The sequence below is a fragment of the Alcanivorax sp. HI0083 genome, assembly GCF_001635175.1.
The window spans coordinates 1-12,315 of the sequence record NZ_LWFX01000961.1; the positions used below are offsets into that span (position 1 = coordinate 1).

Genomic DNA, 12,315 nt, shown 5'->3' on the forward strand with positions numbered 1-12,315 from the left:
AGGCACCATTAAGGGAGTGCCGTCGGTCATGCCCGGTTTCTGGGGCAGCCACCTGGGTATCATCGACCTGACCCTGGCGCTCAATGAGGACGGCGAAAGCTGGACCATGGTGGACAGCAAGGTGGAAGCCCGGGCCCTGGACCCGGAGGGCGAAGCGGATGCCGCCCTCACCGCCCTGGTGAAACCCGACCACGACGCCACCCTGGACTACATGGGTCAGGTGATCGGCGAGTCCACTGACGACATCTTCAGCTTCCTGGCGGTGGTGAAAGATGACCCTTCCATCCAGATCGTCAGCGATGCCCAGAAAGACTATGTGGAAGACGCCATTGTCGGCACCGAACTGGATGGGCTGCCGGTGCTGTCCGCCGCCGCCCCCTTCAAAGCCTGTGATCGTGATGGCGTCTGTGCCGAGGAAAGCAGCTTTACCGTAGTGCAGGCCGGCGAACTGCAAGTGAAGAACATCGCCGACCTGTACCTGTACCCCAACACCCTGATGGCAGTGAAGGTAACCGGGGCCGAACTGGAGCAGTGGCTGGAATGTTCTGCTTCACAGTTCTTCCAGATCACCGACACCGCCGACCGCCAGGAATTGGTGGATTTCAGTGGCTTCCCCACCTACAACTTCGATGTGATCGATGGCGTGACCTACCAGATTGATGTGACCGAACCGGCCCGCTATGACCGTGACTGCAAGAAGGTCAGCGACGGTACTCGCATCGCCAATCTGCAGTTCGAAGGCGCAGCCATCGACCCGGCCCAGGAATTTCTCATCGCCACCAACAACTACCGTGCAGGCGGCGGTAACTTTGCCGGCACCGGCGGCGATCATATCGTCATCGAATCCCCGGACGAAAACCGCCAGGTGGTCGGCAATTACATCCAGGACAACAGCCCGGTAACGCCTACCGCCGATAACAACTGGTCCTTCGCACCGATCCTGGGTTACAGCAGTGATCTGCAAATCGTCTTCCGGGTACCCAACACCGACCGCGCCAAGAACTTCGTGGCCGACGCGGTGGCCGGTGCCGGCGGCAGCTTTATGGCCTCCCTGCTGGATGACAGCGGCAACGAAGCCATCTACGAGCTGAACCTGCAGCCCTGAGGCATTCATCCCGGCCTGCCATCACAGGGTGGGCCGGGTGACATCGCTGCACCCGAAACCACAAAACTGCCGTTACGGCTCTGCCAACGGTTCGTCGTTTCTGATCCGCAGAAAACTGGCAAAGCGTGGCAGCCCCGTGGCTGTTTTGCCGAAATACTTGTAGGTCACGGTGGTGCCCAATGGTGGCGGCGTTTTGCGCTGTTTATCGGTAAAGCCGGTGCCCAAGCGGAACTGCCGGCCATCGTCCCGCTGCACCACCAACGCCCCCAGCATGCCCCGGTACTTGCCTTTCCCTTCCGTGTGGCCAACCACCACGGCTTCCGCATCCTGGTAGGTCTTCACTTTCAGAATCGCATCACTGCGGCCCGCCTGGTACAGGCTGTCCCCGTGATGCAGCATCAGGCCTTCACCTCCCGCCGCCATGACCTTGTCCAGCCGCTGCAACAGTGCCGCGTGACTGGACGCGGGCTGCTGCTCTATTACGGAAAACGTATAGGCATTACTGGCTGACGCCAGCGCCTTCATTTGTTGAATACGCTGCGAGAAAGGCGCCTCACTGGCGGGCAGATCAAACACCTGGTATCGAATCTGTCGCCACTCCTTTGCATCGGGCTGCAACCGGCGTACCGCAGCGGACACCTGTGCAAATCGCCCGCGCCCCATCCACAGCTCTCCATCCATGGGCGTATCCGGATAACCGCGCACAAACCAGGCCGGCGCCTTGATCACGTGCCCGCCTTTGCTGATCAACTGCTCCCCATTCCAGTAGGCCCGCACCCCGTCCAGCTTTTCGCTGACCCAATACCCCTGCAGCGCCATCCCTTTCTCATAGCTCTGCGCCAGCTGTAGTGCCGGGCCCTGCGCCAGGCACCACCCGGCCATTAACCACAGGCCAATAATGGCCAGCCTTTGTCTGCTCTTCACGGCATCCTCCCCGGTTTATGTCAGGCTGGCACCATGACAGATTCCGGCCGTGCGCCCTGTCCGTTTGCGCACACCGGTGATGTAAGCCATAACAGTTGCAACAAATCGCGATCGGCTGCATCCAACAGGCAGGAGGTAAAAAATTATGCGAATTATCACATTAATGGGATTGCTGGTGATCAGCGCGCCGAGCCTGGCTGCCGAAGCCTATTTCGCCGGTGGCTGTTTCTGGTGTACCGAGTCCGACTTTGAGCAACTGGACGGCGTGAGCGATGCCATCAGTGGTTATGCCGGTGGTGACGAGTTGAACCCCAGTTATGAGCAGGTGGCATCCGGAAACACCGGGCACACCGAAGCGGTCAAGGTGATCTACGACCCCGAGATAGTCAGCTATGCCAATCTGGTGACCTGGTTATGGCAACACATTGATCCAACCGATGCCAACGGGCAATTTGTGGACCGTGGTAAACAGTACCGCAGCGAAATTTTTTATCAGACGGCTGACGAGAAGAAAATCGCCGAAGCGTCACGGGCTGCCCTGGAAAAAAGCGGCCGTTTCGACAAGCCCATCGTTACCGATGTCACCAAACTGGATACCTTCTATCCGGCCGAAGACTACCACCAGAACTACTACAAAACGCACTCCATCAAGTACAAGTACTACCGCTATCGCTCCGGCAGGGACCAGTTCCTGGAAGAGCACTGGGACGACCCGAGCCACCGGCCCTGGCTTGAAAAAAAGGTCACCCAGTCATGGCAGGGGCCGGATAATTTTGAGCGCCCCAGCGACGAGGAACTGAAAAAATCCCTGCCGGAACTGGTCTACAAGGTCACCCGCGAAGATGCCACCGAGCGCGCCTTCCAGAACCGTTACTGGGACAACAAGGCCGAAGGTATTTATGTGGATGTGATCAGTGGCGAACCGCTTTTTTCGTCGAAAGACAAATACAAGTCTGGCACCGGCTGGCCCAGCTTTACCCAACCCATTGATCAATCCTTTATCACCGTGCACGAGGACAACACCCTGTTCACCACCCGCACGGAAGTACGCAGCCGCTATGCGGACTCTCATCTTGGCCACGTTTTCGGAGACGGCCCTGCGCCCACCGGGAAACGCTGGTGCATGAACTCCGCCGCGTTACGGTTTGTTCCCGTCGATCAAATGGCAGAACAGGGTTACGAGAAGCACCTCTCGTTATTTGAATAATTCTTTTGCAAAAAAAAGCGCGAGCAGTTTTTACTGTTCGCGCTTTTTTCATGTCAATTTTTCGTTCTCTCTTACTGTTTTTTCAATTTCCCTGCACCGTTGACCAACAGCAATAAGACACTTCCGGCAATAATACCCAACACCAGATTCGCCAGCATGGGCGCCACAGCACTAAGGAAACCCGACAACGGCAATGGCGCCATGGCGTCGTCCAGATGATGCAGCGCATCGTGGCTGCCCGGCAGGCCATGAAGCAAAATTCCACCACCTACCAGAAACATGGCCGCCGTACCCGCAATAGAAAGAAACTTCATTAAACGCGGGGCAAAGCCCAGCAACATTTTCCCCAAAGCCTCACGGGCTTTTCCGCCTTTTTGCTTAGCCGTCTCAATCAAATGCAAGCCCGCATCATCCAGCTTGACGATGCCGGCCACCAGACCGTAAACGCCAATCGTCATGGCGATTGCGATGACACTCACTACCATCGCCTGCTGAACGAAAGGCGCGTCTTGCACTGTGCCCAGAGCGATCACGATAATTTCTGCGGAAAGAATAAAATCGGTGCGCACCGCACCTTTGATTTTATTTTTCTCAAAAGCGACCAGATCCATATCCGGGTCTGCCATGGCTTTAAGTTTTTCTTCATGGTGCTGAGCATCCTCTTTGCCATGAAGAAATTTATGCGCCAGTTTTTCTACCCCTTCGTAACACAGGTACGCCCCTCCCAGCATCAATAGCGGCGTAATCAACCAGGGAAGAAAAGCGCTGATCAACAGCGCCGAAGGCACCAGAATGAACTTGTTGCGCATGGAGCCTTTCGCCACCGCCCACACCACCGGCAGCTCACGTTCCGCACGAACGCCGGAGGTTTGCTCCGCATTCAATGCCAGGTCATCCCCCAGCACCCCTGCGGTTTTTTTTGCCGCCACCTTGGTCATCACTGACACGTCATCAAGCACCGTTGCAATATCATCCAGCAACGTCAACAAACTGGTTCCTGCCACGTCATTTATCCTTAAACAATGGGATCAATCCGAAAAATCGTATCGACAAGCCTATCACGCCTCCACACTCTCTTTATCAGGCAGCGGCAAGCGCGGCCGGTTAATGGCGATCGCGGCGATACCGGCAATGGCCAGGGCCCAGCAATAATGAATGGAACTGATTAGCGCCAGGGGAGACAGCTCAGCGATGGAGCAGGCCAGCAGTACCTGGGCACCGTAGGGAATCAGGCCCTGCACCACGCAGGAAAAAATATCCAGCAGGCTGGCAGAACGGCGCAGGTCCACGCCGTGATCGTTGGCAATGTCGCGGGCCATTTCGCCGGTGAGCACGATGGCCACGGTGTTGTTGGCCACAAAGATATTGGCGAATACCACCAGCAGGGCAATGCCTACTTCGCCTGCTTTTTGCAGTGGCAACTTCAGCAATCTTGTCAGCCCGTGAATCCGCTCGATCACCCAGCGGGTGCCGCCCTGATCCGTCATCAATTGTGAGAGACCACCAATCAACATGGACAGCAGCATGATTTCGAACATGCCTTCAAAGCCCTTGTAGATAGCCCCGTTCATGGTGGCGAGCGTATAGTCCGGCATCATCACCATGCCGGTGATCCCGGCAGTGACAATACCCACGATCAGTACCGCCAGCACGTTCAGCCCACTGAGCGCCAACCCGAATACCAGCAGGTAGGGCACCACCAGCGCAAACCGGAAGGGCTCGGCTTCTACCTGGTGCTCACCGCCACCCAGCACAATCAACAACAGCACCGTCAGCACTGCCGCCGGCACGGCAATCCAGATATTGACCCGGAACTTGTCCTTCAACGACACGCCCTGGCTGCGAGTCGACGCAATGGTGGTATCGGAAATCATCGACAGGTTGTCGCCAAACATGGCACCACCCACCACCGCACCCAAGGCCAGCGGGACGGACAGTTCCGTGGCCCCGGCAAAGCCAACGGCAATGGGCGCCGTGGCCGCAATAGTGCCCATGGAGGTCCCCATGGCGGTGGCGATAAAGGCAGAAATCAGGAACAGGGCGGGCAATACCCACTGGGCAGGAATGATGGTCAGCCCCAGCTGCACGGTGGCCTCCACACTGCCAATGCTCTCACTGACGCTGGCAAACGCCCCGGCGAGCAGGAACACCAGGCACATAAGCAGCAGGTTGGGATGACCGATCCCCGCCAGCAGTCGATCCACGCTGGCGTTGACCCGCTGACCGGCCACCCGCGCCATCAGCATGGACAACACGATAGCTGCCATGGCCACCACCGGTGCCTTGATCTGGTAGAAGGCGAAATCTTTCCCCAGGGAGGTGTAATACAAGCCACTGCCGAGAAACACGGCCAGAAAGAACAGCAAGGGAAGAAGGGGCCAGGCGCGGGGAATGACGGCGTTCTGGGTCTTGGCTTCGCTCATGAGTCGCCCCGATCATTGAATGATCAGCCCAGTGTAGAGATTTCATGGCAGTGACGGTAGCAACCCCCGATACGAAACCTGCCCGCCTGCACGCGCAAGGCATTTCAGGAAAGCCACTTACTCATGCGTCACTCCCGGCGCCTGCAGACGCAAGCTGAACATGGCCGTCAGTAACGCAACGCCAGCGGCCAACACCAGGCTAAATCGCAGCCCCACCATAAAGTTGGACGACTGAGCCAGCAGTGCCCCGAACACCGCCACCGCCAGCGCACCGCCCACCTGACGACTGGTGTTGAACACCCCGCTGGCGGTACCGGTCAACGGGGTGGGCACGCTGCTGAGCAACACCGCTGTGATTGGCGGTGCGATCAATCGGGAAGGAAACACGGAAACACGAGGAAACACGGGACACGCATAAATTTAATCAGCAAAAATAGCAATTTACCATCCCGCCAGGCTTTGCCCCGCAATCCATTTGCGTCCCGTCATCTGTGCGTACTCTTTCAGCTTATCCAACGCACCCAATGCAATGGGCTTCCGCTGCTGTTTCGGCTTCATATGGGCTAACCACGCCTTCTCATCTATTCCCAGACGATCCAGCACACCTGCCGCATGTGCTGAGATTGCGCCACGCTTGTCATCGCGGACAGCCCGGCCTGTGCTATCGACAAGCTCCAGATAGTCCATTAATCGAAAACGGCATACCGTATCGTCATCCTCTGCTTCCGCTGTATTTGCAGCAACCATCGGCAGAAGTGTGGGCTTTAGGTTGTCTTCAGACTCTGACATAACGGCTTCTGAGCGTTGCTGAATCGAAGTGTAATCGGACTCCTCAGGTGTTTCTGCCATAGCCGCGCGCACCGGGTTGAGATCCACATAGGCCATACACTGCAGCACCGCCTTCTCATCCAGCAAGGCCTGGCATTTGTAGCGGCTTTCCCAGAACCGGCCCTTACAACAATCTTCCTCATTGGCCTTACGGGCCAGATACTCATTTAGACACTTCATGAACCAGCCAAGGTCATACAGGCGCTCACGCCAGGTTTGCACGATCTCCAATGCCTTAAGCGTTTCCGCGGACTCAGTCTCTCCCTTGAGCCAACGTGTGACGATCAATGGCCCTCTGAATAACTGCATCCACCGGTCTGCCACTTCCTGATCAGACCAGCCCAAGGCTTTCTTCTGGTTAATACGAAGGACTACATGGTAATGATTGGACATCACCGCATAGGCACAAAGGTCGATGGCAAACACCTCACCCAACACGGCAAGGCGATCCACCACCCATTGGCGGCGATGCTCATAATCCTGACCGGAATAATGATCCTGACCACACAGAAAGGCCCGCCGCACACAGCGGCAGATACAGTGATAGTAAGACGTGGAATCCAGCGAAACCTGGCTATAACGCGCTCGGGTCATTACAAGCCTCCTTGCTTATCCATCACCCAACACTACTGACTACTCAAACCCAACTACATCAGAAAACAACCACAAACCCCGTAAGACATTCCCCAATTCATGCGTGTCCCCGATTAGTTTTGGGGGCGCCCTGCGCCGGGTACTGGCAGACTGGTGCCCGCCCTTTGACGGCTTCTGCCTGTGCTACTCCGGGCGCCGCAACATCAGCTCCGCGTTCCGCCTGGTCATCGACCGCCTGCGCTACGACCCGGCAAGGGATTAACGCCCCACTGTAGGAGCGGTGGTTCCACCGCGAACCGGGTAAGCCGTGCCACGGCTATCGCGGTCGAACGACCGCTCCTACAAAATCGCCTGCTACCCCACGCCCACCGCAGGAACGTAGCGCAGCGGAGTAACGCACGCAGCGCGGCCCCGAAGTGGTGAGCGCAGCGAATAACCAGCCTGCTGGCGAAAAGACAGTAACGAGTTGCGAGATGCGAGTTTCGAAAGGCAAAACCTGCAAGCCGCTCCGGCCAGGTTTTCGCAGCTCGAAACTCGTAGCTCGTAGCTGCTTTTTCAGAACGTATCCACAAACGGCCGCCCACCGTGGGTACCCGTCTTGAACCCCGACGCATTCAACCCGCGCAGGATCCACTGACGCGTGTCCACCGGATCAATCACCGCATCGATCTCCAGGAAGCTGGCCATGTTCAGGGCCTTGCCCTGTTGATACGCCTTGGACACCAGCTTGTTGAACAGACGCTCCTGACGCTCGGGGGTCGGCTGGGCCGCCAGTTCCTTGGCGAAGCCAAGCCGCACGGCGCCTTCCAGCCCCATGGCGCCGAACTCGCCGCTGGGCCAGGCCGCGATGAACAGCGGCGAATGGAAACTGCCTGCCGCCATGGCCTGGGCACCCAGACCATACCCCTTGCGCAGCACGATGGTGAGAAACGGAACGGTAAGGCTGGCAGCGGCCACAAACATGCGCGACACATGGCGTACCGTTCCCTGCTTTTCCGCTTCCGGGCCGACCATGAAGCCAGGGGTGTCGCACAGGGACACCATGGGCAGGCCGAAGGCTTCGCACAGCTGCATAAAACGCGCTGCCTTGTCGCCACCCACCGCATCGATGGCACCGCCCAGGTAAGTGGGATCATTGGCGATCAATCCGAACGGTTTGCCTTCGATTCGTATCAGCGCCGTGATCATGCCCGGCGAAAAGCCCCGCCGCAGTTCCAGCACCGAGCCGCTGTCGGCAAGGGTCTCGATCACGTTGCGAATGTCGTAAACACGGGTACGCTTTTCCGGAATCTTGTGGCGCAGTTCGCGCTGGTCCGCGACCTGCCAATCCTCAACCGTGCCCTGAAAATAGGACAGGTACTGTTTGGCCACGGCCACCGCGTCGGCCTCATCGTCCACCGCGATATCCACCACGCCGGTGGCAGTGTGCATATCCACCGGGCCCACCTGTTCCGGGGTATAACGGCCCAGGCCACCGCCTTCGATCATGGCCGGACCGGCCATGCCGATGGTGGAATCCTTCGTGGCGATAATCACATCACAGCAGCCCAGCAAGGCCGCGTTACCGGCAAAGCAACGACCGGAGCCGATCCCCACCAGCGGCACCTCGCCGGACAGTTTTGCCATGGCCGCAAAGGTGGGGCAGTCCAGTCCGCCCACACCGACAAAGTCGGTATCACCGGGGCGGCCACCGCCGCCTTCGGCGAACAACACCAGCGGCATTTTCCACTGCCCGGCCAGTTGCAGCAGGCGATCGGTCTTCTTGTGATTCATCACCCCTTGGGTACCGGCGAACACGGTGTAGTCGTAACTCATGGCCATGACCCGACCCGCCTGCTCACCCACCTGATCCGCGTTGACCGTACCGGTACCACCGATCAGCCCATCCGCCGGACTCATGGCCTGCAGCTCTTCCGCACTGCGACGGCGACGCTGGGCCGCCAGCGCCATGGCGCCGTATTCCTGAAAGCTGCCAGTATCCAGCAGATCATCCAGGTTTTCCCGGGCGGTTCGCTTGCCCTTGCGGTGACGTTTTTCCACCGCCTTCGGGCGGCCTTCGTCGCTGATGGCGTGATGACGATCCAGCACCTCGGCCAGGTCCTTGCGGATATGGTCCAGATCCACGCTTTCTTCCGTGGCGATGGCGGGCCCATCCACCTCGCCGGGCTCCACAAACAACAACGGCGCGGCTTCATTCAGCGCATCGCCCTCCTCGGCCGCCAGGCTGTGAACCCGACCCGCCATGGTGGCGCGAATTTCAAACTCCATCTTCATGGCTTCCAGCACCGCTACCACCTGACCTGCCTGCACGGTCGCGCCCTCATTGACCAGCACGGACACCAGTACGCCAGTGGTGGGGCTGAGCAAGGCATCGCAGCCAGTAGGAATCGCCACGGTTTCCATGGTTTGAGCCGATCCAGCGGCGGGCAATTCCGCAGACACCTCAGGCAGGGCCGCCAACAACTCGGCAAGATGACTTTCCACATAGCGTGTGGTGACCGCATTGGCCTGCACCGCGTCACTGGTCAGCAACGCCTGCAAAAGTGGGAGGTTGCTTTGTACGCCGGCGATACGGGTCTGTTTCAGTGCTCGGCGGGCGCGTTGCAATACCGCCCCGTAATCCGCGCCTGTCACAATCAGCTTGGCCAGCAGGGAATCGTAGGCCGGGCTCACCGCGTAACCCGCATAGCCGTAGCCATCCACCCGGATCCCTGGCCCGCTGGCAGGCTCATAGGCCGTCAGGGTACCGGCGGACGGCGCGGTGCTGCCATCGGCCTTGAGGGTTTCCATATTCAGGCGCAGCTGTACCGCCATGCCGTCACAAACCGGCGGCGTATCCAGCTGCAGGTCCGCCAGGCTGGCCCCCGCCGCCAGACAAATCTGGCTCTGCACCAGATCTACCCCGGTTACCTGTTCCGTGACGGTGTGCTCCACCTGCACTCGCGGGTTGGCTTCCATAAAGTAGAAACGACCCTGTTCCGGCTCCACCAGAAACTCGAAGGTGCCGATCCCCAGATAGTGCACCTCGGCGGCCAAAGTCAGGGCACTGTGGATGATGCGATCGCGCAGGGCAGGATCGAGACCTGGCGCCGGGGCAAATTCCACCAGCTTCTGGTGGCGACGCTGCAGGGTACAGTCGCGCTCCCACAGATGACTCACCGCCCCACTGCCATCGCCCAGCACCTGCACTTCCACATGCCGTGCGGCGGTGATGAGCTGCTCCACATAGACCGCCGCATTGCCGAAGGCCGCTTTCGCTTCCGACTGGCAACGCTGATACGCCGCTTCCAGATCATTGGGGTCAGTGACCGCTCGCATACCGCGCCCGCCACCGCCGCTCAGTGCCTTGATCATCACGCCACTGCCGTCCAGTGACGCCATAAAGGCTTTTGCCTCTTCCAGCGACACCGCCTGCGCAGTGCCCTGCACCAACGGTACCTGACACTTCGCCGCCAGCGCGCGGGCCGCCGCCTTGTCGCCAAACAACCGCAGGGTCTGCGCTCCCGGCCCGATCAAGGCCAGCCCCGCCTGGCTGCACTGCTCGGCAAAATCCGCGTTTTCTGCCAGAAAGCCATAACCGGGGTGGATGGCCTCACAGCCCTGCTCCCGGGCAATGGCAATCAGCTGCGCGCCCTTCAGATAGGCGGGCACACCCCGGCCCGGCAACGCCACCGCCTCATCCACCTGACGGGTATGCAGGGATGCCTGATCATCTTCGGCAAACACCCCCACAGACCGAATCCCCAGATCCGCACAGGCATTGGCAATACGAATGGCAATCTCACCACGGTTGGCGATCAGGATGGCAGAAAACGGGACGGACACGGCGGACTCCAGTCTTAGATTCGACGGCAAAGACCACAGTGTAGCCAGTTGGGGTTATCGATGGCATTGATCGGGGTGCATGGAGGGGTATGCATTGGGTTAATGCTGTCGGCCGGCTCAAAAGGCCATCCAGCTAGCAATGAGTCCGTGTACCGGAGTCTGGAGAGGCGACAACCCAAGGGTTAGCTTAGTTGACGCGTCCTTCTGGTCCGACCCTGACTCCTCGAACCGGTCCAGTCCAAGAATCCACTCTCCTGACCCACGGATCACCGCCCAGAAACGACGAACCCCGCTCAAGGCAGGGTTCGTCAGCAACCTGAAGCCCGGCATAGCCGGGCTCGTTATTAACTATTCACTATTAATTATTCACTGCTTTTATTCAACCGTCACTGACTTCGCCAGATTCCGCGGCTGATCCACATCTGTCCCCCGCAGCACGGCCACATGATAGCTGAGTAACTGCAACGGCACGGTATAGACGATGGGAGAGATGGTTTCCGGTATCGCCGGCATGTTCAGCACGTGGATACCTTCGCCTTCTTTTACGTGGGCGTTCTTGTCGGCGAACACGTACAGCTCGCCGCCACGGGCGCGGACTTCCTGCAGGTTGGATTTCAGTTTTTCCAGCAGTTCGTCGTTGGGGGCCACGGAGACCACCGGCATTTCGCTGTCTACCAATGCCAAGGGGCCATGCTTCAATTCACCCGCTGCATAGGCTTCGGCGTGAATGTAGGAAATCTCCTTGAGCTTGAGCGCCCCTTCCAGCGCCACCGGGAACTGTACGCCACGGCCCAGGAACAGGGCATGGTGTTTTTCCACGAAGGCTTCGGAAAGTTTTTCGATGGGTTTGTCCAGCGCGGCAGCCTGCTCGATCAGGTTGGGCAGCTGGCGCAACTCTTCCAGGATTTTTTCAATCTCGTTATCCGCCAGGCCTTTTTGTCGGCCCAGTGCCAACACCAGCATCAACAACCCAACCAGTTGGGTAGTAAACGCCTTGGTGGAGGCCACACCGATTTCCGGGCCGGCCTTGGTGAGGAACACCAGTTCCGATTCGCGCACCAGGGAGGAGCTATCCACATTACACACCGCCAGGCGACCCACGTAATTGGGTGACTGGGTGTCGCGCAGGGCCGCCAGGGTATCGGCGGTTTCGCCGCTCTGGGAAATGGTGACGAACAGGGTGCCTTCCGGCACCACGTGCTTGCGGTAGCGGAACTCGCTGGCCACTTCCACCTGGCAGGGAATGCCAGCGATATCTTCCAGCCAATAGCGGGCCACCATGCCGGCGTGGTAGCTGGTACCGCAGGCGACGATCTGCACGGTCTTAACCTTGTCGAAAATCGCCGGGGCTTTTGCGCCGAAGGATTCGATCAGGCTTGCCGGGTTGTCGATGCGACCTTCCAGGGTTT

At 58.9% G+C, this 12,315-nt stretch carries 10 protein-coding genes; 3 read left to right on the top strand and 7 right to left on the bottom strand.

Going from position 1 to position 12,315, the window contains the following annotated elements; genetic code table 11:
• Positions 1-1,105: 5'-nucleotidase C-terminal domain-containing protein (locus tag A3754_RS11030; protein WP_197468625.1), on the top strand; the 1,105-nt coding region annotated here is incomplete at its 5' end.
• Positions 1,106-1,177: 72 nt separating this feature from the next.
• On the opposite strand, the gene A3754_RS11035 is transcribed toward A3754_RS11030, so the two are convergent.
• Positions 1,178-2,029 (bottom strand): DNA ligase, encoded by an 852-nt coding sequence (locus A3754_RS11035; protein ID WP_063519719.1) that lies wholly within the window; start codon positions 2,027-2,029, stop codon positions 1,178-1,180.
• Between the two features lie 145 nt (positions 2,030-2,174).
• Here A3754_RS11035 and msrB point away from each other — a divergent pair, with 145 nt between their 5' ends.
• Positions 2,175-3,236: a peptide-methionine (R)-S-oxide reductase MsrB gene (msrB, locus tag A3754_RS11040; RefSeq protein ID WP_063519720.1), complete on the top strand. Its 1,062-nt coding sequence runs from the start codon at positions 2,175-2,177 to the stop codon at positions 3,234-3,236.
• 71 nt (positions 3,237-3,307) lie between these two features.
• On the opposite strand, the gene A3754_RS11045 is transcribed toward msrB, so the two are convergent.
• The 4 genes from A3754_RS11045 to A3754_RS11060 all read right to left on the bottom strand — a co-directional run bounded on the left by A3754_RS11045 (position 3,308) and on the right by A3754_RS11060 (position 6,943).
• Entirely contained in the window at positions 3,308-4,240 is a 933-nt protein-coding gene (locus tag A3754_RS11045; protein ID WP_063519721.1) for a DUF808 domain-containing protein, read from the bottom strand.
• A 54-nt stretch (positions 4,241-4,294) separates the two neighbouring features.
• Complete coding sequence (locus A3754_RS11050) at positions 4,295-5,659, bottom strand: Na+/H+ antiporter NhaC family protein (protein WP_063519722.1); 1,365 nt, start codon at positions 5,657-5,659, stop codon at positions 4,295-4,297.
• 117 nt (positions 5,660-5,776) lie between these two features.
• Positions 5,777-6,064: a hypothetical protein gene (locus A3754_RS11055; protein ID WP_197468626.1), complete on the bottom strand. Its 288-nt coding sequence runs from the start codon at positions 6,062-6,064 to the stop codon at positions 5,777-5,779.
• A gap of 36 nt (positions 6,065-6,100) precedes the next feature.
• The gene (locus tag A3754_RS11060) at positions 6,101-6,943 is read right to left on the bottom strand and encodes a transposase (RefSeq protein ID WP_231880589.1); all 843 of its coding nucleotides are present in this window, start codon (positions 6,941-6,943) and stop codon (positions 6,101-6,103) included.
• Between the two features lie 241 nt (positions 6,944-7,184).
• Here A3754_RS11060 and A3754_RS26625 point away from each other — a divergent pair, with 241 nt between their 5' ends.
• Positions 7,185-7,343, top strand: coding sequence for a hypothetical protein (locus A3754_RS26625; protein WP_197468627.1), 159 nt, complete (start codon positions 7,185-7,187; stop codon positions 7,341-7,343).
• Between the two features lie 293 nt (positions 7,344-7,636).
• Here the strand turns inward: A3754_RS26625 and A3754_RS11065 are convergent, their stop codons facing one another.
• Both A3754_RS11065 and glmS read right to left on the bottom strand, forming a co-directional pair.
• Entirely contained in the window at positions 7,637-10,906 is a 3,270-nt protein-coding gene (locus A3754_RS11065; protein WP_063519725.1) for a carboxyl transferase domain-containing protein, read from the bottom strand.
• A 375-nt stretch (positions 10,907-11,281) separates the two neighbouring features.
• The coding region (gene glmS, locus A3754_RS11075; protein WP_063519727.1) for a glutamine--fructose-6-phosphate transaminase (isomerizing) at positions 11,282-12,315 on the bottom strand (1,034 nt) is incomplete at its 5' end.

Excerpts from the sequence above, each read along its gene's own strand:
- msrB (WP_063519720.1), top strand. The coding sequence starts at position 2,175 with ATGCGAATTATCACATTAATGGGATTGCTGGTGATCAGCGCGCCGAGC.
- A3754_RS11050 (WP_063519722.1), bottom strand. The coding sequence starts at position 5,659 with ATGAGCGAAGCCAAGACCCAGAACGCCGTCATTCCCCGCGCCTGGCCC.